At 56.0% G+C, this 25,355-nt stretch carries 25 protein-coding genes and 4 pseudogenes; 17 read left to right on the forward strand and 12 right to left on the reverse strand.

Features of this window, described 5'->3' with window-relative positions; all coding sequences use genetic code 11:
- A partial coding sequence (locus tag BG842_RS21850; protein ID WP_254663384.1) for a DUF4397 domain-containing protein occupies positions 1-833 on the reverse strand: 833 nt, incomplete at its 3' end.
- Between the two features lie 18 nt (positions 834-851).
- Here BG842_RS21850 and BG842_RS21855 point away from each other — a divergent pair.
- A complete protein-coding gene (locus BG842_RS21855; protein WP_069452438.1) occupies positions 852-1,310 on the forward strand; it encodes a hypothetical protein in 459 nt (152 codons plus the stop codon).
- On the opposite strand, the gene BG842_RS21860 is transcribed toward BG842_RS21855, so the two are convergent.
- On the reverse strand, positions 1,307-1,696 hold the full coding sequence (locus tag BG842_RS21860; protein ID WP_069452439.1) for a MaoC/PaaZ C-terminal domain-containing protein: 390 nt from the start codon (positions 1,694-1,696) through the stop codon (positions 1,307-1,309). The two genes, BG842_RS21855 and BG842_RS21860, sit on opposite strands and share 4 nt — an antisense overlap.
- A 109-nt stretch (positions 1,697-1,805) precedes the next feature.
- Between BG842_RS21860 and BG842_RS21865 the strand changes: the two genes are divergently transcribed.
- Positions 1,806-3,440 carry a rhomboid family intramembrane serine protease gene (locus BG842_RS21865; protein ID WP_069452440.1) on the forward strand — a complete coding sequence of 545 codons (1,635 nt, stop codon included), beginning with the start codon at positions 1,806-1,808 and terminating at the stop codon, positions 3,438-3,440.
- 17 nt (positions 3,441-3,457) lie between these two features.
- Here BG842_RS21865 and BG842_RS21870 read toward each other — a convergent pair whose 3' ends face one another.
- Both BG842_RS21870 and BG842_RS21875 read right to left on the reverse strand, forming a co-directional pair.
- The gene (locus tag BG842_RS21870; protein WP_069452441.1) at positions 3,458-4,078 is read right to left on the reverse strand and encodes an METTL5 family protein; all 621 of its coding nucleotides are present in this window, start codon (positions 4,076-4,078) and stop codon (positions 3,458-3,460) included.
- Positions 4,079-4,136: 58 nt separating this feature from the next.
- The gene (locus tag BG842_RS21875) at positions 4,137-4,529 is read right to left on the reverse strand and encodes a hypothetical protein (RefSeq protein ID WP_069452442.1); all 393 of its coding nucleotides are present in this window, start codon (positions 4,527-4,529) and stop codon (positions 4,137-4,139) included.
- 126 nt (positions 4,530-4,655) lie between these two features.
- On the opposite strand from BG842_RS21875, the gene BG842_RS21880 reads away from it, so the two are divergent.
- Positions 4,656-5,600 (forward strand): hypothetical protein, encoded by a 945-nt coding sequence (locus BG842_RS21880; protein ID WP_069452443.1) that lies wholly within the window; start codon positions 4,656-4,658, stop codon positions 5,598-5,600.
- A gap of 92 nt (positions 5,601-5,692) precedes the next feature.
- Positions 5,693-6,601 (forward strand): triacylglycerol lipase, encoded by a 909-nt coding sequence (locus tag BG842_RS21885; RefSeq protein WP_069452444.1) that lies wholly within the window; start codon positions 5,693-5,695, stop codon positions 6,599-6,601.
- A gap of 158 nt (positions 6,602-6,759) precedes the next feature.
- Here BG842_RS21885 and BG842_RS21890 read toward each other — a convergent pair whose 3' ends face one another.
- Complete coding sequence (locus BG842_RS21890; protein ID WP_069452445.1) at positions 6,760-7,926, reverse strand: hypothetical protein; 1,167 nt, start codon at positions 7,924-7,926, stop codon at positions 6,760-6,762.
- Between the two features lie 133 nt (positions 7,927-8,059).
- Positions 8,060-8,824 (reverse strand): annotated as a pseudogene (gene dph2, locus BG842_RS21895) (diphthamide biosynthesis enzyme Dph2); the annotation flags it as partial.
- Between the two features lie 260 nt (positions 8,825-9,084).
- Here dph2 and BG842_RS28175 point away from each other — a divergent pair.
- Complete coding sequence (locus tag BG842_RS28175; RefSeq protein ID WP_254663390.1) at positions 9,085-9,366, forward strand: VanZ family protein; 282 nt, start codon at positions 9,085-9,087, stop codon at positions 9,364-9,366.
- Positions 9,367-9,918: 552 nt separating this feature from the next.
- On the opposite strand, the gene BG842_RS21900 is transcribed toward BG842_RS28175, so the two are convergent.
- The 3 genes and pseudogenes from BG842_RS21900 to BG842_RS29245 form a co-directional block, all read right to left on the reverse strand.
- A complete protein-coding gene (locus BG842_RS21900; protein ID WP_394327494.1) occupies positions 9,919-11,046 on the reverse strand; it encodes a PQQ-binding-like beta-propeller repeat protein in 1,128 nt (375 codons plus the stop codon).
- A 5-nt stretch (positions 11,047-11,051) separates the two neighbouring features.
- Positions 11,052-11,117, reverse strand: a pseudogene (locus BG842_RS33305) (twin-arginine translocation signal domain-containing protein); the annotation flags it as partial.
- Between the two features lie 375 nt (positions 11,118-11,492).
- Positions 11,493-11,702: a hypothetical protein gene (locus BG842_RS29245; RefSeq protein ID WP_139136230.1), complete on the reverse strand. Its 210-nt coding sequence runs from the start codon at positions 11,700-11,702 to the stop codon at positions 11,493-11,495.
- A 177-nt stretch (positions 11,703-11,879) separates the two neighbouring features.
- On the opposite strand from BG842_RS29245, the gene BG842_RS21905 reads away from it, so the two are divergent.
- The 5 genes from BG842_RS21905 (at position 11,880) to BG842_RS21925 (ending at position 17,614) form a co-directional block, all read left to right on the forward strand.
- On the forward strand, positions 11,880-12,218 hold the full coding sequence (locus tag BG842_RS21905; protein WP_069452447.1) for a hypothetical protein: 339 nt from the start codon (positions 11,880-11,882) through the stop codon (positions 12,216-12,218).
- Positions 12,219-13,126: 908 nt separating this feature from the next.
- On the forward strand, positions 13,127-13,867 hold the full coding sequence (locus BG842_RS21910) for a hypothetical protein (protein ID WP_069452448.1): 741 nt from the start codon (positions 13,127-13,129) through the stop codon (positions 13,865-13,867).
- A gap of 487 nt (positions 13,868-14,354) precedes the next feature.
- Positions 14,355-15,365, forward strand: a complete 1,011-nt coding sequence (locus tag BG842_RS21915) for an AAA family ATPase (protein WP_069452449.1) — start codon at positions 14,355-14,357, stop codon at positions 15,363-15,365.
- A 33-nt stretch (positions 15,366-15,398) separates the two neighbouring features.
- Positions 15,399-16,541: a hypothetical protein gene (locus BG842_RS21920; RefSeq protein ID WP_069452450.1), complete on the forward strand. Its 1,143-nt coding sequence runs from the start codon at positions 15,399-15,401 to the stop codon at positions 16,539-16,541.
- Between the two features lie 89 nt (positions 16,542-16,630).
- On the forward strand, positions 16,631-17,614 hold the full coding sequence (locus BG842_RS21925) for a VWA domain-containing protein (RefSeq protein WP_069452451.1): 984 nt from the start codon (positions 16,631-16,633) through the stop codon (positions 17,612-17,614).
- A 411-nt stretch (positions 17,615-18,025) separates the two neighbouring features.
- On the opposite strand, the gene BG842_RS21930 is transcribed toward BG842_RS21925, so the two are convergent.
- Positions 18,026-18,244, reverse strand: a complete 219-nt coding sequence (locus BG842_RS21930) for a hypothetical protein (protein WP_069452452.1) — start codon at positions 18,242-18,244, stop codon at positions 18,026-18,028.
- Here BG842_RS21930 and BG842_RS30280 point away from each other — a divergent pair, their 5' ends adjacent.
- The 5 genes and pseudogenes from BG842_RS30280 to BG842_RS28180 form a co-directional block, all read left to right on the forward strand.
- On the forward strand, positions 18,245-18,409 hold the full coding sequence (locus tag BG842_RS30280) for a hypothetical protein (RefSeq protein WP_175424246.1): 165 nt from the start codon (positions 18,245-18,247) through the stop codon (positions 18,407-18,409).
- A 103-nt stretch (positions 18,410-18,512) separates the two neighbouring features.
- Positions 18,513-18,797 (forward strand): AbrB/MazE/SpoVT family DNA-binding domain-containing protein, encoded by a 285-nt coding sequence (locus tag BG842_RS21935; RefSeq protein ID WP_069452477.1) that lies wholly within the window; start codon positions 18,513-18,515, stop codon positions 18,795-18,797.
- Positions 18,790-19,251, forward strand: a complete 462-nt coding sequence (locus BG842_RS30285) for a type II toxin-antitoxin system VapC family toxin (protein ID WP_175424247.1) — start codon at positions 18,790-18,792, stop codon at positions 19,249-19,251. Before BG842_RS21935 ends, BG842_RS30285 begins: the two co-directional genes overlap by 8 nt.
- Before the next feature lie 105 nt (positions 19,252-19,356).
- Positions 19,357-19,644 (forward strand): SWIM zinc finger family protein, encoded by a 288-nt coding sequence (locus BG842_RS32140; RefSeq protein ID WP_139136232.1) that lies wholly within the window; start codon positions 19,357-19,359, stop codon positions 19,642-19,644.
- 102 nt (positions 19,645-19,746) lie between these two features.
- A pseudogene (locus BG842_RS28180) lies at positions 19,747-20,175 on the forward strand (SprT-like domain-containing protein); the annotation flags it as partial.
- Between the two features lie 730 nt (positions 20,176-20,905).
- Here BG842_RS28180 and BG842_RS21950 read toward each other — a convergent pair.
- Positions 20,906-22,117, reverse strand: a complete 1,212-nt coding sequence (locus BG842_RS21950; RefSeq protein WP_069452454.1) for an inorganic phosphate transporter — start codon at positions 22,115-22,117, stop codon at positions 20,906-20,908.
- A gap of 541 nt (positions 22,118-22,658) precedes the next feature.
- Positions 22,659-23,876: an FAD-dependent monooxygenase gene (locus BG842_RS21960; RefSeq protein ID WP_069452456.1), complete on the reverse strand. Its 1,218-nt coding sequence runs from the start codon at positions 23,874-23,876 to the stop codon at positions 22,659-22,661.
- Between the two features lie 231 nt (positions 23,877-24,107).
- On the opposite strand from BG842_RS21960, the gene BG842_RS33310 reads away from it, so the two are divergent.
- Positions 24,108-24,314, forward strand: coding sequence for a hypothetical protein (locus BG842_RS33310; RefSeq protein WP_394327495.1), 207 nt, complete (start codon positions 24,108-24,110; stop codon positions 24,312-24,314).
- Positions 24,315-24,624: 310 nt separating this feature from the next.
- Positions 24,625-25,325 (forward strand): annotated as a pseudogene (locus BG842_RS28190) (zinc ribbon domain-containing protein); the annotation flags it as partial.
- Positions 25,326-25,355: the final 30 nt, after the last annotated feature.

Below are 25,355 nucleotides of genomic sequence, written 5' to 3' on the forward strand. Positions count from 1 at the left end.
GCGAACGCCGAGTAGACGGTGCGGTCGGAGAGCGACACGTTGAACGTCTTCAGCACCTCGCCGGAATCGTTCGCCGTCGCGGGGCGAACTTCGAGCGTGTAGTCGCCCGCCGGGACCTGCTTGTACGCGGTCGCGTTGCGGAACGAGACGTTATCGAACAGCGTGGTGTTGGTCTCCGCGACCGTCACGTCCACCGGTCCCGCGTCGGGCGAGACGTGAACGAGGCGCACCGAGGCGTTGCCCTGGTCGGGCGCGGTGAAGTTGTCCTCGTAGACGACCGGTTCGAAGGCGGTGTCGCCGCTTCCGGAAATCAGGCCGGTCGCCGCGACGGTGTAGTTCGTGTCGGCGTCGAACGTCACGTTGTCCGAGAAGACGACCGTGCTCGGGTCGTCAGCGGCCGTAATCGTGACGTTGTGTTCCCCTGCCGACAGGTTGGTATAGTCGGTGACGTTCCCGTAGGACAGGTTGGAGACTACCGTCTCGTTGTCTACGAGGACGTCAACCGGCGGCGCATCGGGCGACATGTGCGCGATGCGGACCTGTGCGTCACCGCTCTGATTTCCTTCGGCCATCGCCCCCATGCCGGCGAAGCCGACGCTGAGTGTGACCAACAGTGCGACCAATCCGACTCCGAGTGTGCGTGTTGTTTCCCTCATTCCAGTGGCATCGTCGGCTACCACGAGGATAAAGCGCCCACACCGTCCATCCGCATAATGGCGGTTTTCGAGGCCGGTAACTCCCGTTTCTGGCGAATCCGTCGTGTCGAAATCCTCGCCTAACGCGGCGGTGGCGGCGTCCGGCCCTCGACGGTCGAAGGAACGCTTATCCGACATCCCGTTCTATCCGGGGCTATGGGACTCGACGTGCCAACCCCGGACCTGCCGACGCTTCGTCCGGAGGCGGATGTGCAGGAGTACGACGACGTGTCGGTGGCGGCGGAGAACGACTACCACCGCGACGAACTGGAAGCGTTCCTCCACGAGGGCGCGTGGGAGGAGTCGTTCGACCGGTGGGCCGAGGACACGGAGTTGGACGAACGCGAGTTCGAAACCGCGGTCGATCTGGACCTGTTCGCCGAGTTCGACTTCTTCTGGGACGACTTCGCGGACCGCGTGGGCTACCACGCGCCGGGCATCCCCGAGGACTGGAAGGTCAGGGATATCCACCCGGACATCGACTCGTGGAACGCCGTCTCGTCCATCAACGCCTCCCTAACCGAACTCGGACAGGTGGTCTGTGACGTACTCGAAGCGGACTACGTGGACTGGGAAGCGGAGTTCGACGCGCCCGACGACCTGCCCGATTTCTAATCGTCGGCCGACTCCCGAAATATCACACCGTCGATATCACCGGCGAGGACGACCGCATCCGACTCGTTCGTACAGGAAAACGAGACCACCATCTCGTGACGCTCGGGGCGCGTGGTGACGCTCTCGACCGTGGTTTCACACGTTATCTCCTCGCCGACGTACACCGGGCGGCGGAATTCGAAGCTCATCGTCCGGGCTACGAAATCCATGTCGCCGCCGATTTTCGTGGGGAGTGTCGCCGTCAACAGGCCGTGTACCATCGGTTCTTCCTCCTCGACGTGGTGGCTCCCGCGGTCGCCCGAGAGGTCGGCGAACGAAGCGACGTCCGCGGCCGTGAACGTCCGCGAGAAGGTCCTCGTCTCGCCTTCCGTCGGCGTGGCTGTCATGCCTATTCGTTCACACGAATCCACCTAACGTTTTCTCCGGGTCTTCGACGCGAGGGTCGGTAAATCGAGACGTGTTCGTTTTATGGTATCGGGGTCACACACTCCGGGTATGGTGTCGCCGCTCGACGGGTGGCCGATGCAACTCGGTATGTCGCTCGGCCTGTTGGTATCCGCGCTCATCGTCTGGGGATTGGACCGTCCGCGTGGACGGTGGGGAACGGTCCTCCGGAGGCGGTTGTTGTTCGGCGTCCCGTGGGGAACGCTCGTCTGCGTCACCGGCGTCGTCGGAGTCTACCTGTTCGTACAGGACGGCTGGAACCACTGGTACAACCCCGTAACGGTGGCGTTCGCGTCGTGGTCGTACCTTTACCCGCTCGGCATGCTCGCCGGGCCGTTCTCGCACGTCGGCCCCAGCCACCTCCTCGGCAACATGACCAGCACGCTCGCCGTCGCGCCGTTGGCGGAGTACTACTTCGGACACTACCCCCTGGAGCGGGGCGAAACCTCGTTTTCCTCGTGGCGAACGAACCCGTGGGTGAGGGCGTTCGTGTTGTTTCCCCTCGGCGTCGTCGTCATCGCGCTCTGTACGGGCCTGTTTTCGTGGGGACCGGTCATCGGGTTTTCCGGCGTCTTCTTCGCCTTCGCCGGGTTCGCCCTCGTCCGCTATCCGCTCGGGACAGTCGTCGCTCTCTCCGCTCAAGACGTGATTCAGACGCTGTACGTGGCGTTTCGGAGTCCCCAAACCATCGGCGAAGCGACGACGCACTTCTCGCGCCCGTGGTGGTTCGGCATCGCCGTGCAGGGCCACACGTTGGGCTTTTTCCTCGGCGCGGTCGCGGGCGTCTACCTCCTCCGAACGCGTGACGTCCAACCGAGCGCGTTCAGGACGTGGGCGGGCGGCGTCATCGTCCTCGTCTCGTCGTCGCTGTGGGCGTTGTGGTGGTACCGCGGGATGGAGACGTTCGTCCTCTTTCGCGGCCTCGGCGTCATCTTCGTGCTCGCGCTGGCGACGCTGGTCGCGCTCGCCGTCCGCACGACCGACCGAAACGCGTTCTCCCCGAAGGCTCGACAGGTAGGGGCGGTTCTGCTGTTGATTCCGCTCATCGCCATGGCGGGTGTCGCCGTGCCCATCAACCTCACGTCGGTTCAACACGGCGGACAGAACGCGCTCTCCGGCGTGTCGGTGCGGGGATACACGGTGACGTACGCGGAGGACGTGCCGAACCGCAAGGTGTCCGTCGTGGACGTGTCGGTCGGCGGCGAGACGACGCAAGTGAACACGAGCGGCGTCATCGTCGTCAACCCGGACCGGGAGATATGGTCGCGGGAGGTGTCGAAGGGACAACTCGCGTACTCCGGCGGAGCGACGGTTAGGGTCGGCGGCGTCGGCTGGTCGAAGGCGGTGCGGATAAAGCGCACCGGCTGGAGCGCCACCGGCGGCGGGACGGCGTATCAGGTGTGGCTTCGCCCACCGGACGGTCAGTGGAACCGCGCCTTCTCGTCGGGACCGGCGAGCGCGAGTCCCGTCCTCGCCGGGAACAACGTCTCCATCGTCGCGCAAAAGGGACGGTTCGCACTTCGACTCTCGCGGAACAACACCACCGTCGGCACCGCGCCGATGCCGACGCGGAACGCGACGGTCACGGTGGACGGCATCCGGTTCACCCGCGAGAAACGCCGCATCATGGCGTCCATCAACGACACGCGGGTTCAAGTCGCCGCGAAGGAACAGTACCGAAACTAGCGTCACCGATACGGAAACTATCGCCACTCGATTCTGAAGACCTCGGCGTCGAGAACCGTCCGCTCGTTTCGTTGAAACTCGAACTGCCGCGAGAGCGGTAGCTCGGCGCGGAAGGCGTGCGTCACCGCGGCGTCCGCGTCGGCAGCGAACGACTCGACGAACGCCATGCTCCCCTCGTTGTGAATCGAGTAGGACACGTCGGCGACGGCGGCGGTCGTTTCGAGAAACTCCCTGTCCGCGTGTTCGTTGCCCCGTTGTGCCCCGAACGGCGGGTTCATCAGGACGGTCACGGGGTCGTCGGGACACAGCGGTGCGTCAGTCGCGTCGCCGAGCATCCAGTCGATGGAACGGGCAGGTTCCACCCGACGTTCGTTCTCCGTCGCTTGGCGCAACGCCGCCGGGTCGCGGTCGAGTCCGACGACGCGGACGGGCGAGCGCGTCGCCGCGCCGATGGCGAGCATGCCGGTGCCCGTTCCGAGGTCGACGACGGTTTCGCCCGCGATGTCGCCGTGCACGTCGGCGAGGTGGACGAGGTGGGCCGCGAGGTCCGCCGGTGTCGGGTACTGTTCCAACTCGACCCGCGGGTCCTCGAACTCGGTGACGGCGGAGAGGCGTCGTTCCAGCGCGCGTTTCCCCATGGTCGGGCGAACGCGGCGGGGTGACGTAAGAAGCAGGATTCGGAATTCGAGGGTCGAGTTACAGTGCCAGCGGGCCGTCCAGTTCGAGCGTGACGCCCTCGCGGCGGGCGCGCTCCTTCAGCGCGGCAAGGGACGGACGGACCTTCGATTCGTCTGCTACGGTGTCGAACTCGACGGTGACGGTTCCCGCGCCGAGGAACGAAGCGGTTCGAATGTACTCGCGGATGCGGTCCGCTTCGTCCTGCGTGGCGAACGAACAGTCGGCGTCGAAGCAGGCATCCACCGTCACTTCGGCGGGAACGAACTCCTTCGCGGCGAGTTCGGCTTGGAGGTCGCGCAGGTCGTTGCGTCCGGACGGAAGCGCGGCCGCGTCGAGCGTTACGGGGGTCTTGTCCGCGGGTCGGCATCGTTCGATGGCGGTTTCGATGGTCGAGGGACGAGTGGCGCTCATGGCTACCACACAATACCTACTGGGAATACAAAAAGGTTTGTGTATGTCTGGTAGTAATCGAGGATGGGTCAAACGACCGTTTCAGTCACCTGAAAGTACTTACTGAGAGGGGGGAGATGTGATGCCATGAACCGACGACGTGCCCTCGCGTGCGTCGGGTCCGTCCTCCTCGCCGGATGTCTCTCCGAATCGACACCCGGCGGGTCGGACCCCGGCGCGTCGAACGCGACGAACGGAACGACGACCGAGCGGCCGAACACCCTCACTGGAACGCCCGCGTTGCCGACTCTCGAAATCCCGGCCGAAAACCACTGTCCGTCGTTCGGCGATTCCCGGGTCGTCTGCTCCGTGGACGCCGACGACGGGACGACGTTGCAGATGGTACCGTCGAAAACGAGCGCGACCCTGCCGAAAGCGACGGTTTCGTTCACCCTCCGAAACGAGACGGGTGCGACGTTCACGACGAACTACTACGGGTGGTCAGTATGGAAGCGCGTGGACGGCGAGTGGTTCCACATCGCGCCCCAAATCGTCCCCGAACCCGCGATGATGCTCGAATCGGGCGATTCGCACACGTGGACTCTCACCATCGACAACTCCGACCTCGATGCCGCGAGCGCCCGTTCACAGGGAACCGACGACATCGCGCTCGTGGGACTCGGCGGCGGCACCTACGCCTTCGGTATCGACGGGTGGTTCCAAAAGGGAGGCTACGAGAACGCAATCGGCGTCGCCGCCCGGCTCGAACTGAACGGCGACGACCTCGAACTCGCGCCGACCGCCGACCTCGAAGTGGTCGGGCGGAACGGCGACGAGAAACGCGTCCGGCAGGGAGACGGCGGGGAAACGTTCGTCGCCACGCGCATCGACGAGTCGGATGCGGAGAACCCGCGGCGCGTGCTGCCCGAGGAGGCCGTCCGTCTCCCCGCGCTTCGCAACCTCCTCGCGTCGTTCGAATCGGGCGTCGAAAGGGTTCGTCTCGACACTGAACAGACCGGCCCGTTCTCCACCGACACGGGGGTCATCGAGTACGAGGGCGAGACATACAGAATCACACCAGTAGACGGGTGAGAACGCGAAGCCGAGAAAGTGAGCTCCTCTCCTCGATAAAATATAATAATATTTACGATAGAATTAAATTCGCCGATTAGGTATGTGTATTCATGCCACGCGACACGAACGATACAAACGATCGGACCGGAATGAGCCGTCGAACGATGCTGAAAGGGACCGCCACCGCGGCGGTCGGGTTGGCCGGGTTCACTGGAAGCGTCGCCGGGTTCGAGGGCGACGACGGAGACATCACCGGCCCGGCGGACTTCCCCCGTGCGACGACGCGCGGTCACTTCAACATCAACTGGCTGTACGAGGAGGAGTTAACGGACGGGCACACGAAGTGGGATTACGACACCGTAGGAGACATCCCCGGCCACGGAAGCGCGACTCCCGACGAGGTGGTCATCTCGGTCCACGGATGGTTGGTCGCATCGGACGAGGCTCCGGACCACTTCGAGACGGTCAAGACATCGCTTCGGAACAATGGTTACACCCACCCCATTATCGGGTTCAGCTACGACTCGGACACCCGCCTCGACCAGTGGTGGCCCGCGACGGACATCGCGGAGCGAAACGGCGCGAAACTGGCCAACTTCATCACCGACTACCGCGCCCGAACCGGTGCCGACGTGCGCCTCATCGGCCACTCGCTCGGCGGGCGGGTCGTTCCGGCGACCATCAAAGCGTTGGACTCGCTCGGCTACCGCGATTACGTCGCGTCGGCTACCCTGCTCGGCGGTGCCGCCGACAACGATGCCGTGGCGGTCGATGGCGAATACGGTCCCGCCATCGCCAACGTCGTCGAACAGTTCGACAATTTCTGGAAATCGGACGACAACGTGCTCAACTGGGCGTACTCGACCGGCGAATTCGACGCCGCCGTCGGCGAGGAGGGCTGTGAGGGGACGCCGCCCGCGAACTACGAGGACCACAACGTCGATTACGTCCCCGACCACTTCTCGTACCACGAACCCGGCGATGGGTGTATGGCTGACGTTGTTGGGGAGTTCTCGTGAGTGGAACGAACTGGAGCACGTCGGAACTCGTTCCGACGGAGTTTTCGTGAGTGAAACGAGCGAATGCCAGAAAAAGCGGAGCTTTTTCGCGGTTCTCGTGAGTGACGGAGGAACGAACGAGAGCCAGCCAACGTAAGCGTTGACTGGCTCTCGTGAATTTACCGCCGAATGAGCCGTTCGGCGGTGTTCGCAGCGTGCTTCGAATACGCCCACCCGAGCAGATACCGGCCGTAGGCTTCGGCGTGGGGGAAATCCTCGTCATCGACCGTGCTGTCGCCCGAATCGATGAGACCGTGTGCTGTATCGAGAAGGATGCGAGCGAACGACCCGTCGTCGGTTTTCGATAGCGCGGTGCGGAGTTCGGACACCGCCAGTTTCTTCGCTCGGAAGACGCGTTTCGAACCGATTTCGTCCGCATTTTTTGAAATATCGACACGTCGTTTCGCGTCCCGCCACGCGAGAAAGTGCTGGAGTGCGTCGGCGGTCGTCGTGGCCGAAAGCACTTCGTATCCGCCTTCCCGGTACCGCTTTGCGTCCCAGAGGGTACTTCGGCCGTAGAACCATCCGTGCGTGTAAATGCGACCCCGCAGTCGCCGATACGGGCTTTTCGGCAGGTCGTCGTCCGCATTGTCGTCCCCCTTCGAGCGAAGTTCCTCCGCCTGCTGTTCGAGATGCGTTTGATTCCGTGCGAGTGTGTCTCCGAACGGGTTCGGATCCTTCAGACCGCCACGATACCGCTCGTAGAGGCGTCTGCCGTCGTCAAAATCCCGTCGTGCCGATTCGATATCACTGAGCGATTTTCCCGCCTCCATAGCGTCTTCGGGCGGCGAAGCGAGGTCGAGGAAGGACGCGGCCTGCTGTGTGTGTCGTTCGACCCGTCCGACGTGAACGAGGAAGTCGTTCGGGTCGTCACATTCGTACTCGATGTTCGTTCGAAACGAGTCGATTTCGCGTTCGAGTTTCGTCTGTGACTGTTTCGGATTTTCCTCCGTATACTCGTCGTTCAGATACTGTGCCGTTCCGAGCGTTTTGGCCGCGGTGCTCGCCGCCCATTGGCACCGTTCGAGGGTTTGTGGCGTTCCGGAACCATCCTGAATGTCGTCTATCGTGGCTCGTGATTGGTCCGGTAAATCGTTCAGATAGTCCCGGTCGAACTCCTTCAACGCGGATTTGTCGGCCCGTTTCCACTCCTTTTTCGCCTCGTCGGTTATCCGCTGTGCGTGTGCCTTTGCGACTCGGACGTGACTCGCGGGAATCTCGATTCGCGGCGGGACGGACGGGATTCCGACGTGTTTCGTCCGCGCGTCCACGACCGGCGCGGGCATGGTATTGGCGACGAATGAAGCCGAACCGAGACCGAGGACCGACCCTCCGGCGAGGAGAACTCGTCTGCGGGAGAGAGGGCTATCCGAGCGAGGGACATGATAGAGAAAGGAAACGATAGCTACAAAAATTTTCCTACCACGTGCCGTGGAAGGTGTCGAATTCGAGGGAGTCGAGCGGCTCGTTGCCGACGGCGATTTCGTACTCGCCGGGCGTGAGCATGGGTTTGTGGAACCGCGGGCCGTCGTCGGTGGTGATGCGCGGACAGCCGGTGTTGACGAAGGCGTCCATGTCGAAGTTTCGCAGTCGGTCGGGCGTCACCTCGTCCATCGTGATGAGGTAGGCGTTTTCGTTTTCGTCGAGGATGTCCTGTGCGACGTCCCAGCGGCCCTGCCCGATTTTGGTGCAGAAGATGACGCCCCATTTCTCGGCGTCCATCGCGCGGTGGACCGCGCCGTAGCGCTGTTTGAGGAACTTTTCGGTGTCCGCCACGGTGACGACGTTGTTCACGGGGTCGGCGATGACGACGGTCTTGTCGGGGTGTTCCATCGCCAAGCCGAGCGGGTGGAACTTCCCGCCGCCGACGTAGAGCACTTGGTCGGCGTCGATGTCCGCCGAAGCGTAGTTACATCCCAAGACCTGCCCCTCGTGAGTCAGTCGGTCGTCGCCGCGTCGGGTGTGAACGTCGAACCCGCGCTCTTCCAACCACTCGCGCATCTTCTCGAAGTGGTTCATGTGCTGGGCGGTCGTCACGAGGCCGACGTCGCCGACTTCGAGTTCCTCCAAGGACTGCTCCATGATGGGAAACACATCGACGTTGGAGAACAGGGGGACGTAGATGACCTTGTCCGTGTTCTTCATCGGCGAGTGGCCGAAGTGGACGAACACGTCGGTTCGCTTCTATTGCTCTTACTCGGATTTTTGGTCTCTAACGAGTTAGTAGGCGATAATATCAAGTTCTTGATATTATCGCGTATGGTCAGTGTTTTTCACGAGAATCTCATCTGTACATATTTCATCACCAAGAAATATCACATCTCCTAATAACAAATAGAGTATGCGCTATCGGGTTCGCTGGCTGCCAACAGTTGTTATCGCTGTCGTCATCCTCTTAGTGTCTGTCGCCCCACGCGGGCCGGGGGAAGCCATGCTTGGTCCTTTTGGGCCCATCGGGAGACAAATACGCACAGACATTCGCGTATTGCTGTCTCGCCGGAGCAGTCACCTTCGCTCTCGTTCCACAAGACCGGTGGGTCACAGCGGTCGTCCTTAGCATCGTTGCTGCTTCCCTCTATGGTGGTGGGGTTGAGATTATCCAAGGATTTGTCGGCCGCGACCTCTCGATCTTTGACTGGGCGGCGGATATCCTGGGTGCGGCCGTCGGTGCGCTTCTCGCTACCAGGCTCGACCCGTGGCTCACACGATTTCGATCCACGGCATGACGAGTTTCCAAACCGTCTTTTCTACAAACTCGGAAAACTGAGTGTTAGGACTGAAGATGGTCACTAACCAATTTTCCTGTAAATGGTTCTCACGACAAGCAATAGAGGCGAGAAAGATCCTCATGAGCAGTTCTTTTCTACTTGAACCGTTAGCATCGCTTTTGTTTTGGAGTAGAGATGCTCTGGTTAGTAGCTCATTCTAACCACAACTGGTCCTCAAAACGCCGCCTCCATGCAGTCCAAAACCCATGGGAGAAGCCAGGAGAGTTGGTACTTCAAAAAGACGCACTTTCCCATCGATGAGCCAACGATCTCGCTCATTGTGACTCTATTTCGGACAGAAGTAACGGGAGGAACGGAGTGGAGCGAGGGATGGATCAAGGTGATGGCGCCAGATCCGGTGATGTCAAAGCATCCTCGCTACATGCTACCATCCTTCACGGGTAGCTAAATGCTTTGTGGTGATCTAAAAATAAAGAGAGAACACAGCTTCCAAGAATACTTAGGCACCAAGAGTACCGTATGAATCTCGGAGTCTCATAGCAGGTCGTCTCACACGACCAATGCGTGGATCTCGCCTCTCACTGTCGTTGCGTACAACACGTTCTTTGTCACCGCAAGATCCACGATTGCACCACCGCCATCTTCTGACGAGAGATCGAACCGCCATTTTACAGCATTCGATTTCCCGGCTGATTCGACATCCAGTGCAACAATATTCCCGTGCGAACTCCCACAGAAGATCGTCTCCCCACCGCCGATACACGTCGTGAACGTTCCTGAAGAGGCGTCACCGGGGAGAACGTCACGATTCCATGCGAGATACCCTGTGTCCTTCTCAAACGCCCAGAGCGTCTTCTCAACAGGAACATAGAACAATGAGTCATCAACCGCAAGCTGCGTGCTTGTGACGGTAGTCTCCCAGAGACGAGACTGTCGAGCGATGTCAAAGCCAACAATGCCGTGTGCAGCTCCAACATATGCTCGTCGGTCAGTAACCGTCGGAATGAACTGCGTTTCCTCATCAACAAATGCGTCCCATTGACGAGTACCAGTCGCTGCGTCGAGCGCGAGCAGTCGATTTCCATCAATGGCATAGACGGGTTCGTCGAGGACTGCAGGTGCTGATGGGCGCGGAGAAGTCACGTCATGTTTCCAAACGAGGGTTCCGTCCGTGGCATCAAGCGCATACAATGGTGTCTGGGCTGTTCCTCCGGCGTAGACGAGCCCAGTCACGATGACAGGCGATGTCGCAATCGGAGAATCGGTTTTGAGATCGAATTTCCACTGGCGTTTTCCCGTTACTGCATCAAATGCTTGAAGCGATGTGGACACAACATACACTGTTCCGTTCGCAACTGTTGGTGGACTCTTCATCGGCCCCTCATCCGATTGCCACTGGCGTTTCCCTGTCACAGCATGAAGAGCGAGAAGGCCACTAGGAGTACCAACGAAAATCCGGTTGTTAGCCACAACCGGAGCGGTAACCGTGTTCGAACAGAGTTTGTATTGCCATGCATGAAGCGGCTGTTGTCGTGAGGGCTGACTATCGGCGTTCCATGCGGTGTTGCCTGCATCATATCGGTATCGTGGCCAAGCGGCTGTGATCCGGTCGGTTTGAATCGAGTGATCAGTATGGAGTGTTCCATTTTTGTAGCCAGATACCCGAGGGACTTCGATAGATACCCTGCGAAGACTGCTCCAATACCAGCGGCACTGGTAGCGAGGAACTGTCTCCGAGAGGATTTCATGTGGAAAAATACGCGATAAGAGGTTAAATACCAACCTGTCTCATGGATCGACTCAACGTTGGGGTGGTGGATAGAGAGTAGAGCAGATATCCGGCAAACACAGCACTATCCTTCGGGAATTGCTCAGAGATTCACTTACGTCGTTTCTACATAGCAGAGACGATCGTAGGGAATATATCCAACAAGATCCTTTTCCTCGTTACGAAGTTGTAAACCATTGTCTCCTTCTCTTATTTCGTGACATTCTATCTCCTTGTTATCAGTCGTTATGGCTACTAACTTTCCCATGGATTAAGAGGTGGCTTCGGAACTAATGAAGGTTTCCAGCATGTAGTACTTGGCTACATGACGATTCATGTTTAGTTTCAATATCAGCTAGTGACGGACGTATCTCATAAAGGAGACGATGAATCCAAATACACCGAATAATAGGAGTGGGACACCAGCCGTAGATGATCCAGCACCCATCTGTGGAGAGAGTATGAAGTAGACGCCCAGAAGGGTGAACATGGCTGCAAGCGCCAGATTCCACCGTTGGTTCGGGAATATCGTCGTTTCCTCGGATGTGGAATCTGGCGTAGACATACTACTTCTACTGTCTTGAATACGGAAAGCTATTTCTGTAAAATAGATTCTAACCTTCGATATTGCCTAATTCTATCGAAACTTCTACTGGGATACTCTCACTGATGATACGTTGACTTCGATTGCTACTCGTGAAAGTGCATAAGTTGATGAGTAGTCGAAACGTACATTAGAATAATGAGCGAAACAATTGTTTCGACGTCTGAACACACTCCCAGCGACAAGTGGTGGATATTGATCGCTGTACTTGCAGTATTGGTCCCCATTATTGCTCTCCTCGGTGCTGCTTTTCCACCAGATGTCTACACCTCATTGACTGTCGCTCCATTTGGACTGTTGGCCTGGATCTTGGCATTCCTCTCACCACTCATTGTGTATTTCGATAAGCAGTATGTGACGGCCGTCTCGGACTGGACTCCGTCTGGTTGGTATTATCTGATGATTGCTCCCCCACTTACACTCGTGCTCCCATTCGTTTATCTCTATGAACGGCACAAATACGTGGGAACTCCCTGATAGTGGCCATCTGCAAACCGCGAGTGTCATAGGAATCTTGTCCTCCCTGGATGTGAGTCCTTTCTAATAGTGACGTGAATAGGACACGATCAAATCTTGAGTCCAAATATTCGAGCGTTCGTGATTTATGCAACCAATTTAAAATCGGCGACCCTACTGAGGAACCATCCCGTTGCCCCGATAAACGCGAGTGGTTGGAACCACCGCGTTTCTTTGATAGCCTCGATACACGGGCACGGGGTACTCATGGTTCGTCCTCAGTCGTATTTGGACACACAATTTCGCGGAGCCCCTCAAGCAGGTCAGTGTTATGTTTTTCAAGGATGTCGACATTTGTAGCAATATAGGTGCTGTATCGCTTTCCAGAGATAAATCCATTACCAGTAGAGAGAAACGACTTTAGTAGTATCCCGTGATAGCGTTGTTTCTCTTCTTGGGTATCTCCTCTTGGGTTTGCATGATTGACTCTTCAGTCGTGCTTCTTTTTGCGAATCACACCAACGTCTGCAGGCCTATTCACAACCTCATGCACCGTCTAATATAACCCCGAGTTCCTCCGCGATTTCACTCGGCATAGAGGATGTCAGTATCGAAAAACCGTGAGGAGCTATTGGGCGCACAGGAACGCTTCTCACGGTTGTCGGGAGGGAGCTAACCATTTCAATCACACCCATGGAGTGAAGCCCGACAATTTGTTCTATTCCTCCCGCTTGAATCAGTTTTTTGGCTATCTAATTGTGTAATTAAAATTGGGTTTAGATACCCATATCACGCTTGTTTACTCGGTATAGAAGTTTGGTCGTCCAGTTACTCCTCTGGTCGTCGTACAGAAAAGAATTGGATCGTATTTGGACCGATGAAGTCCAACTCTTTGGTGAACCACGTGATTGCGTGGAGGGAAACAAACAATGACACACAACGACATCTTCACTAGCCTGGTCTTACAAGTCGGTGGACTTCCGGGATGGCTTCGAGACCCTATCTCGGGCTTTATTCCATTGCTTCCGCGTCTCGTCGGTGCGCTCATCATCCTACTCATTGGTTGGATTATTGGTCGTGCCGTGGCGGCGGTCGTCCGCAGAATCGCGGATCGAATCGAACTCGATCGAATGGTGCTTGATACGCCGCTCAGGCGGATGTTTGGTGGAACGGAACGTGCAGTATCGGGCGCGTTCGGCAAACTCGCCGCATGGTTCGTCTACGCGCTGGCGATCCTCGCCGCAGCAAACGTGCTCGCGATTGCGACGCTTTCGACGTGGGTTGCCACCGCAGTATCGTACCTTCCGGCACTGATTGCCGGCCTGCTGGTCATCATCTTGGGATTCGTCGTGGCTGACTTCATCGGCGACGCAATTATGCGAACTCGGGCGGCGACACACCCCGCGTACACCAATTGGTCCGCCACGGGGACTCGATTGTTCCTGTACTTCACCGCCATCGTCATCGGTCTCGATACGATGGGAATTGATGTGAGTATCCTCTACCTGTTCGCACGTGCCCTCTCGTGGGGTCTCGCCGCGGCTGTCGCTATTGGCATCGGCGTTGCCTTCGGTTGGGGTGGACGGGATTACGTCGCCGAACACATTGATAGCTGGATGAGTAGCGCGAGTCAGGGAACCCCGAGTCCGCAACCGAGTGACGACGACTGAAGGGTACTTTGTGAGCGACTTTTCCATAGAACTCATTTATCTGAGCTTCTTCCTGGAGTCGTGTCAGCGGGAATCATCGTCAATCGTCATTCTGCTACTCGTCAGGACACTCCCCACTAGCATTGAGCATGACTTTCGATTGAGTATATCCCTCTTCACGCAGGAAAGATCGAACTGGAGACGAAGTAAGTAACTAGGAGATCTCAAAGCATGCTTAGCGACAGATTGGCGGTACAAATGGTTTCACAGCGTTCGCCACGTGATAAGATCTGATTTGAGGGGACCAAGTCATAGCACTGGAGCATTAGCTCATCGAATTCCGTCCCGATTCGGCTCAGAGGTGGCTGAGACGGATGTTTTCCAAGCTGGGACTGCGACCTGGGAAAGATAGGTAATACTTAAATCAGGCCGATTCAATTGAACCACCGTGTCGAATTACGAGCGTATGGAATCTATGATGAGAAGAGGAAATCGGTATTAACAGAGCATGTTGGACGAGCAACGCAACGTTATCACGGGGATGCCTGTGGACAGAGAATACGATTTCGAGGAGTACTACCAGACGGACGTTCCGAGGTACATCCAGAACGACGACGAACTCGACCGCATGCAGGCGGACATCCGCATGCGGAAGATAACCGGGAAACTTCCCCGGTTCTTACTCGGTGGACCGACGGGATGCGGTAAGACACACTGCGCACGCTACTTGGCCTCGCGCTTGGACGCCCCACTCATTACTATTCAGGGAAAGTACAGCCTTCATGAGGGCGATTTGCTCGGTTCACCAGCTCTTGTCAATGATCAAACGGTGTGGAACGACGGCCCGCTCACCAGGGCGTTGCTCGCGAGTCGGGAGGGGCCGGTTGTTCTCCTGCTCGACGAAGTGAATCGGGTCCGACCCGAAGCCAAAGGTGTTCTGTTCAGCGCCCTCGATGACCGGGGATGCGTGGAACTCGACAGTCGAGGCGGTGAAACCGTTCAGGGAGACCCGCAGAACCTAATCGTGATCGCGACGGTCAACGAAGGACCGGAATACGTTACAGAGCGTCTCGACAGGGCCGAGCGACGGCGGTTTGGTAACAAGTTTTCGATCACTTATCTCGGGCTGATCGATGTCGAGAAAGAGGCACATTTGGTTTCTGACCAAACCCCTATATCGCGGCTGCTAGCCATCGAGATCGTGAAGACAGCGAACGATATTCGCATGCAAGCCCGCGACGAGAACAGTTTGGCGATAAACGCCGGCGTTCCCACCGCGATGGTTCTCTCTTGGGCGCGTTCCGCCTTCGCGTATCACGACGCGGGTCTTGACGATCCGGCGGTCGAAGCAGCACGTGACGCCGTTCTCCGCCCGTTTTACGACGATAATCGCGCCGCACAGGAACAGGCCATGCAAATAGTGAAGGACCGACTCTCCGGGATTCCCGTCGAAAAAGATGCAGTCGAATCCTGGCTCGCCGACGAGCGAAGAATAGTGAAGGGGAACGGGTACGCATAACTCCTGTTTAGACACGAACTCGAGGCAATTACAATGGTGTTACGGGAAAACGACATGCTCCGAAATCTCCTCCAAACGCTCTCAAGCGTCCACACTGATGGCAAACGCCTTGACGTGGTGTTCGCCGACCGCTCGTTCGTCGTCGATGAGGACACGGTTGCCGTTTCGACCGAAATCGACGCTGACGTGGAACTAAGCGAGGCTGACGAACTCCTGTTTGTCGTCGACGCGCTCAGTCACCAGGCCTGGCGCATACGTCTCGGAGCACGCTCCGAGTTCGAGAAATTCGTGTGCGACTATCCGACCGCTCCCCACGTAGCCGGCGTCGTGCGGAGTCTAGTTGAAAAGGTGTACGTTGATGAGCAGCGGACGAATGAGTTCAAGGGACTGCGACAAACTGTCGCGTTCAAAGCCGACACCATCATGGCCGACGACGACCGACGTCCGCCGCTAGATACGCTTCCCCGAGAAGCGGCGCTGGTTGAGGGTGTCTATCAACTCGCATTGGCTGGGCACGTAAAAGGAATCGCAGGGATAAACAACGACGATCGTGCGTTCCTCGGTCAAACCCGCCGCCACCTCGTAGAAGCTAGATGCGAACACGACGCGACGCGACGACAGAAGCGAGCGCGTCGCGTGACCGATGAACTTCTGTCACGGGTCGCCGTCTCGAAGTTTGCCGACAAGTACGCGAAGGAGGCGAGGTTTCCCGCCGACTTCACTTCCGGCGTTCGTAGTGTCCCCCGTGGCGAAGTCGACCCGATAACTGCGCGTGTAGTTTTGGGTGACGCGCTGAGAGACATTTCCTCAACTCTTGTCGCCGTCAGCGTCCTGTTCACCAGCAGCGTTCTTGGCGCGATACGTCGGCTACTTGAGAAGCTCCAAATAGTTGCTCTCCTGAGGTGGGCAGCCAAAAAGTCCGGAATACTCGGAGCGTGGCGCTGGCTACTCCGCACGTTCACTCCTGGACTCATTAATCGTCCCAGCGAGGAGGAACAATACAAGGCGACTGCAGCCGCGCTGTACCGTCGACTCACCGCGGCGGGACACTCTGCGGAGGGTTTCTTGACTGCTAACGGAACCTTACCGCCGGACATTGCCCCGAAACAGTTCAACCGAAACGTATTGAGGTCGACGCACTCCGCACGGTTTCGCCAGAGGCCCTCGGGACGCTGAACCATTCCGACCTCTCTGAAGTAGACTTCTCTTCTCCAGATGGAAACAAACTCGAGGCGGGCGACGGCGTAGAGCAGGAGACCGCGGCGATGATAAACGCGATGACGAGCATGGCGAACGAAGGCACGGCTGCTGAATGGTACCGGTGTAGTCACCATTCAGACGGACAGTCAGACGTGAACACCACAGGTTGGGGGCGGGACATCCAGCGGACTGAACGACTCGCAGAGAACGACATCACAGTGCGGAGAGCCACTCGTGACGCGCGGGCATCGACGCAGAGCAACGCATCAGACGTCAGGACTGAACTCGACAGACGGGGACTCACCCGAGAGATTGAGGAGGCGTTCTCTGCGTTTGGAACACACACCGTCGAGCGGAGAGGGTGGTGTGGCGAGCGTCTCGACGTCCGAGCGGCCGTACGCCAGCGTGCTGGTACACCGTACCAACAGGATGTGTTTCGTCAGCGGCAGCAATCCAATGCCAGTGATCGAACAGTCGGTGTCGCGATCGACCTGAGCAGGAGTATGGATATTTTCGAGGCGAAGGTCGCCCTGGGCGCACTCTTCAGAGCCACCTCCGTAATCGGCGATAATATGGTTGCCAGCGGATTCGGAACCGATAGAGAGAACGGGAACCGGATTGAAACACCGCTTGTAACGGCCCCCAACGAAGAGCTCCAGTGGCATCACTTGAATGCTATTAGCGAGATGGACGATACACCGACTGCCTCGGGAATTGAGGACGTCCGTGATCTTCTCCAGAACAAGAACAGCCGGGAGCGGATACTCATTGTGATCACAGACGGGAAACCGAACATTCCGCTCAATGGGACGACGCCGAATCGCGAAGACGCGGTGACGGACGCGAAAGAACAGGTTCGAGAGGCCCGTCGCCATCACGACGTCGCTGTCATCGGCATTGGAATTGGCGACGAAATAGATGAAGGAACCCTGCGGAAAATGTTCGGACAGCGGGGATACGCGCTGGCTGACCGATCGAACCTCTCCAAGCGACTCGTTGACGTGTATCGCGGTCAAATCGAGACCACTCGCCACAGTGGTGATATCTGATATCTTCGAACATTGATCTCGACAATAATTGAATAGAATTAAAACGAGTGGAGGTTCGGCAGAGATTTTGGGGGGACTATGTGTTTGTACGAGTTTGTTCTAAAGAATCATCTCGGTCCCAACTGATCGCGGTTTCTGTCGTGAGATTTTGCTTTAAACCGCTTAGTCGAGTTACGCCTGTCCGAAATTTCCACTGTGTTATCGGGACGCAGGATTAAGGAAGTCACAGCACGTGCGATAACGAGCTGGCAACCGTGTGAACTACCCCGCGCCCTGCTCGGCCTGACGGCCTCGCTGCGGACGAGGCTTCCTGTTTCGACGACGCGCTGTGCAGACACAACGGTGTCCGTAGGGAGCGCAGTCTCCGCAGACATTGAATCGGAGTAAAACGTGGAGCTCTGAAGACTCGAATTACTCGCCAATCCTGAAACTGACGAGACGGCACAGCAACGCGCACAGGCCGACCAATTCGCCTTCGACGTCGATGCCCCCGGACTCGTTGACGTCAGCAACGAGAGCCACGACAAGCCCGCAGCCCACCAGTACACTGTTGCCATCGATGACGTCACGAAAGAACTGATGGCCTGCATGTGCCCGCACCACGTCCATCGGAACACCTTCTGCAAGCACATGGCTGCCGTCGAAACCGCAACCGACGACAGAACGGTCGAGGTCTTCCCTTCGGAGGACGACAATGATACCGAACCCGAAGACTGTGACTGCGACTGTGACGGTCTCGGTGGCTTCCCGTGCTGGCCGTGCGTACGAACGGGACGAAAAGAACTGCCGAACTAATCCGACTCAGACATCCGTTTCGTTGGTAGTGACTCTCGACGAGGATAGTGAAAACACCATGGGAGTCAAAATGATTAAATTGATTCCCACCGTAAGTGGGAGCATGAGCAAAGTAGACTCAAAGGGACGAATTGTTCTCCCACAAAACGTCCGCCGACGTCTCGGAATTACACCTGGTACCGAAGTCGAAATCCACGAAGAAGACGGCAAGGCAGTCATCGAACCAGAGGACAATCCCGATCAAATCATCACTGATCTCGAAACTATCATCGAAGATGCCGCAGCAGACAGAGATCAATCCGAATATGATGAGCTAGATGTCGAAGCGAAGCGCCACGTCGACATTATTCGACGGCAAGCAGATAGCGAAGAGACGAGCGATGAGTGATGAACCATACCTATTCGATGTTGGAGTAACTGCACTCGCACATGCAGGGACACCAGTTAGCGATGTAGCGCTCACCTACGTTCGACAAGCAATTGCTGGAGAGATTCAGGCAATCGTCCCGTATGCATCTCTTATTGGTGCTCATCACATCCTCTCATCTGTTTATGGTTTCTCGAACGACAAGGCGTCTGCGCTCATGCAACGATTCATGGACGCAAAGCGGATTTATTGGTGCGAGGAACTCGCTGAAGACACTATTCGGGCTGGCTTCGAGTGTGCCGGTGAAATGAATATCAATGGCTGGGATGGATACTATGCTCAAGTTGCTATTGAGGAAGGAGCCGAAACAATACTCACATTAGACGACGATTTTGATCGGATTGATGAGCTGACCGCCGAAGTCATCCTCTCTCCCGATGAATTTAGTACACTCAACGAATTCCTCGGATATTAATTTCTGATAGTTCTACGTATCAATGTTGAAGTCGGCCAGATAAAAGCTACCAACGAGAGCCACGAGAATCCCGCAGCCCACCAGTCGACAGTCTCTATCGACGACGTGACGCACAAACTGAAGGCGTGCACGTGCCCACATCACGTTCACCGCACCGCCTACTGCAAACACATGGCCGCCGTCGAGAACGCAACCGACGACGGGACGCTCGACGCATTCCCGTTCGAGGACGACGACGATGCCGAACTAGACAACTGCGACTGTGACGGTCTCGGTGGTTTCCCGTGCTGGCCGTGCGTACGAACGGGACGGACAGAACTACCGAACGAACCACCGCTTCAGCTGTTTTTATCCATGGCACGCCAATTGACGTTCTCGGAGATCACCGACTAGCGAACGCTTGCGGAAAGCGCGGAAGCTGCAACCGACGATACACCGGAGACCCCGACAGCCCTCCTCGACCGAGCACGACAGCACGCAGCCGACGTTGCCACCGAGCATTTCCCTGACCTACCTGTCGAAACGATCGGCTGGGAGGTCTCACATCGGGCACAACGACAGGGAGGCGTCACGAAGTACGACCCTGCAACAGAGGCAATCACAATCGCGCTGACCTGGACGGCTTACGAACACCACGGCTGGGAGCAATTCAGCGAAACCGTTCAGCGTGAACTCATTCACGCGTGGCAGTACCACGAGTTCGGCAAGGCGGATCACGGCCCAACGTTCACCCGCTGGACGGACGCCCTCGATACTTTGCAACACTGCAAACGCTTCACTGCACGCAAGTGGTGGCTCATCTGCGAGGATTGCGGCGGTCGGATTGCCAACTATCGATGTTCAAAGACGGTCCGTAACTCCAAGCATTATAGTTGTGGTGGGTGTGTTGGGCCATTTCGCATCGAAGAGGGTGATAGTCACTGACCGATTCTCGTTTACGTGGTTCTCGCGATAATGAATAGTTACGAGGAAGATCCTTCTCGAGTTGCAGTGTTCTGTAGCGTCTGTTCTCTCACTCTTGCTTCAGATTTTGACCTGTAGTAAGTTAGCAGATCATACTAACCTCTGTATTTTCAGTTCTATCTGGTTGGTGACTATCTTATTGCGAGCGATGTGACTACGCCATTCTACTCCTCCGTTGTCGTTTTTTCCACGCAAAGTCGTTCCCATTTTCCAATTCAACCCAATAGACCTGCCCATCGTATGTGGTGAGATAATCCCCAGTCACACACTCCTTCCTATCAGCGACCGCCTCATGCTGCTGGAAGATTTTGATAAGGGACCAGAACGCATCAGACGGCGATCAACCGCGGTCGAAGTTATATCCGCATTTCCCGATAGCTTTCTTTACGAGGTTGCGCTCAGCATCAGAGAGCCCCGAGAGTTTGAATGTGTATCGGGTGTAGAGATGCTGACCATACGCTTCGACGGTCGCCGCAAGTTGATGAGCCGTATACTGGTACGATTTGAGCGTCGCATCTTTCGAGTTCGAGCCGGTGATTAAAAATCGTGCATGTGAGACAGAGCTTCCCACCAACTTATACTTTCAACTCTGAAAAGAATTCTACAAATCACGCCCCTCTATCGACCGGTACCGTTCGAATCCCATCGTTCGAAATCAAGGGAAATTTGGCTGCCAAATCCGGAAGCCAGACTAACCGAATAGAGGAACGAACTCGAATAACAGATACGCAGAGACTGTTGAAAATCCTGGAACAATATTCTGCATGGCGATAACACGGGCAGTAGTCCACGGTTTATATAGTGAATTAATATCTGGATGTTGACTGCTTTCCTGTTCACTAGTCGATGAGTGGTGGATCTCTTCAGATTCGGTTTTATCAATTGTTGGTGTGTCTGTTGAATCTACAGCAAGTGCGCCACCAGAGACCCCCAGTGGACCCTCCTCGATCATTGTAGAGCGGCGAACAGACTCTTTCACGCGTGTGGCACGGCCCCACCCAAGACCGACAATACTCATCGTGGAAACAATGACGATGCTAGCCGGAATCCCGAGTGCTGAAAGGACAGTGATGAGGGTGGAACTCACGAGTGCGACGATCAATGCTGCAAGCAGAGGCATATCAGTCAGTTCATTTCCCATCGTATCGAGAGTTCGTCGAGCAATGGTAAATGCCCCGACTGCAATAGCACTCCCCGCAATCAAAATACCAGAGTTCATTTCAATGACACCGCTGCCGACGAGTGGAGCAATTGCGTTCGCCATATTCGATGCACCTGCCGAGAATGCTGTATAACAGCCGACGATGATAACCAAGAGAGTACCAATGAATTCTCGCATGGTTGTATTCGGGCCGAGTGTCGGTCGGACAATCCATCCCGAGCGATCAATCTGAAGCAATGTACCTTTGCTTTGCGTGATTGCAAACCAATCAAGAAGGATTGGGTACCAGTATCGACCAATAATGGCACTCACCCAAAAGGCAATCACCGGGGAGACGAGCCACCACGAAACAATTCGCCACATCACTCCTACGTTCAGTGCATCAGTTGCAAGGCCGAGTCCAGCAATCGTGCCAACACCAGTCATCGAAGTCGAGGCAGGGACACCGACGATATTTGAGAGGAACAACGCCAATCCAATAAAAAAGAGAATTGCAATACTCGCTTCCAGAGTGAAAAATCGACTCGGAACAATTTCACCACCCATTGTATTGATGACATTGCGACCAACTGTCCACCCGCCAATAAGAGCACAGATGCTCATGAGAGATGCAGCCCCGACCTTTGAGATCGTATAGCTTCCAACTGCGGGACCGAAAGCAACTCCCGTATTCGAACCACCAACATTGAAGCCCACGAAAATTGCGACAGTAAGTCCAATGAGAAAGAGTATCTCTACCATATCTGAATCAAGTGGTATCGTTTGTTAAGTCCTTTGTCAATGTTCAGTAGGAATCAACATCACTAGCTCGAGGTCGCTCTGTCAGAGAAACCAACGGCTTTTCACCTACGACATGTTACCTTCTCAATACTATATAATTTAACTAAAAAATAAAATATACCGACATAGAACAATTTGAGACGGCATAGACCGAACACTTCTTCTCCAATGTCGATGCCCCTGGACTTATCGGCATCACTAATGAAAGTCACGAGAACCCCGCAGCCCAATAGTACACCATCTCCATCGACGACGTGACCGAAGACGCGATAACGTGCACTCGCCTGCACCACGTCCACCGAAACGCTGTCTGCAGACACATGGCCGCCGTCGAACAAGCAACTGATGACGGCTCGCTTGAGGCTTTCCCGTTGGAGGACGACAATGATACCGAACCCGAAGACTGCGACGGCCTCGGTGGTTTTCCCTGTTGATCGTGTGTTCGGGAGGGTCGCAAAGAACTGCCGAACTAACCTCCGTTCACCTGTTGTTCTCGTTAATATCACACCTTCTTCACAATGCTTTCTGTACCTGATCCAAGAACTGGCTTGAGAAGGCGAGATCCACCAGGGATACGAGCTAGTTTGAGACCGAGATTACGGACTGTAATATACCACTGACTTGAGGGAAAAAGCCACTTTGCGGTTCTTCGCCCGTCGGCTTGCTTTTTCTGGACTTCTGGCATCATATATTCTTCATACTGAGAGAGACAATCTTCAATTGGATCCTCTTCACAAAGTTTCTGAGCTAATACATAGGCACCCGCCATTGCTAAAGACGCACCCTGTCCAGCCAATAAGGAAGGGGCTCCGCACGCATCTCCCACTAATGCCACACGTCCTCGACTCCAATGAGGGATCTCAATCTGAGCAACCTGATCGTAATAGATGCTGTCCACTTCATCACAATGCTTGAGAATCCCGGAAACAATCCAATCGAGGTCCCCGTATTGTCGTTTCAATGTATCACAAGGCGACGCAGGTCGTTCTTCATCCGATGTTTGATGCACCAAAAACGTAGCAAGCTTCCCATTTTGTAGCGGGTACACCCCGACTGTACGGCGTGGTACGGTCAGCATTTGACACTGTCCCCCCAGTTTCTTGCGGACCTCCTCGTCCTCAAAGATAAATGATGCCGTCTGATATCCCATATAGCGTAGATATCGACTCTCCTCACCGAAGACTAAGTCGCGTACACGAGAATGAATACCGTCAGCCCCCACAAGTAGGTCTGCTCTCTCACGTGTTCCGTCCGAAAGTATAATCTCCAACCCTTGATCATCTTGTTCCACTTCATCGATGGTAAGATCGTAGCGAATCTCGACTTCGTCAGAGAGCGCATCGTATAGTTTTTGCTCCAAGTCCCCGTGCATCAGTGACAACAGACGCCCATTCTCGACTTCCCGGAACAACTCATAGTCCATCTCTGACACTCGATCACCATCTTCATTCACGTTAACAACTTCCGGAATTGGCTGTTCCGCCTTCTTGATCTGATGTAACAGATCCATCCGTTCTGCAACATCATATCCAGCGCCCATGAAATCGATCAAATACCCTCCGGTACGCAATTCTGGCGCGATTTCAATAACAAGAACATCCCACCCGTTTCGTTCCATCCACCATGCTAACGTGAGACCAGCGATTCCTGCTCCGCAGATGATTATATTCCCTTCCTTTTGCTGTGTCTTCTCTGCCGTATTGTTTGTAAAATCCACCATATAGTGAATGTCGTATCGATAGTATATTTCTGTATCGCAACATAGCTTGTTCCAATGATAGAAGACGCGTACGAAGAAGCGAAGACAGAAGTTCCAGATGCGATGGCGTGAACAGGCGAAATATACGGATTCAATCGGATTTACGGCCGATTGTACGGAATATTACATTTTTCAGGCGAAATTCGATCACTCGACGATTTGGCCGAAGACTCGGGATATGCGAAGTCCACCGTGAGCAACGCTATGCAAACGCTCGAACAACATCATCTAGTTCATCGCCGTTCGCTTCCAGGCGAGGGCCGAAGGGTGTACTATGAGCCAGAGACGGACTTCTGGACGATCATACGCGAATTTCTCGAACAGCAAGGTCGTTGGGAGATCCGCACTTTGCAACGGGGGGTTGGAAAACGCCGAAGTAGCCTTGAAAGACGCTCCTGAAACAGAACAGACAGACCGATCCAAAGAACGTGTTCGCCATCTTCAGCGGCTCTACGAGCAGTCTGAACGAACAATCGACTATCTCACGGGTGTTCCGAGCGACCAACTCATCTCAGATATTCCAGATATTCAAAACAAGACAGTCGACAGTCCAACCGCTGAGCTGATGGCCTGCACGTGTCCGCATCACGTCCACCGCACCGCCTACTGCAAACACATGGCCGTCGAGAACGCGACCGACGACGGGACACTCAACGCATTCCCGTCGGAGGACGAACGATACCGAGACAGACGACTGTTTCGGACTCGGTGGCTTCCCGCGCAACAGAATCCCGAACAGCGAGAGTGGCTCGAAGCGTTGTACGCGGGAGACGCGACGATGTGCGAGTGCCGGTTGTTTGACCGAGACGGCGGTTGGTACTTCCACATCGTCGCCACGCGAGGTGTAGAGGAACAAAACGAATCCAGTTCGGCGGAGGCGCGGATTGGGGTAGACATCGGGGAAGCCTCTTTAGTAACGGTGTGTCACCGTGACGAGCGCGGCACCCCGACTACACCCAACCTTTGGAACGATAAAGGCAAACGAATCCGACAACTCCATGAGACGTACTTCACAGCAACGAGACGCTCATGAATCGCCGTCTTCATGGATGGGGATTTGCGAAGATGCACGCTCAGATTCGCTACAAGGCGGCTGAGAAAGGGATTCATGTGGAGACGGTGAATCCCGCGTACACTTCGAAGACGTGCCACTGTTGCGGAGAACGGGGGTATCGCCCTGATTAAGTGACGTTCACGTGTTCCAACTCGGAGTGTTGGGTTTCGGAGTACCAAGCGGATGTCAACGCCGCGCTCACTATCGCAGACCGCTACCTCAGCGGAGAGAGCCATTCAAGAGAACACATGGATGGCGACAACTCGGCTGAGGATGGGGGACGTTTGACTGTCCCGCAAGACATCCACGCCGATGCTGATACCCAGCAGGAGACGCTTGGGACGTATGCGTCTTGAAATCTTAGGGTCGTCTCGGACGGCCTGAAA

This window comes from Haladaptatus sp. W1 (genome assembly GCF_001723155.1).
GTDB classification, from domain to species: domain Archaea; phylum Halobacteriota; class Halobacteria; order Halobacteriales; family Haladaptataceae; genus Haladaptatus; species Haladaptatus paucihalophilus.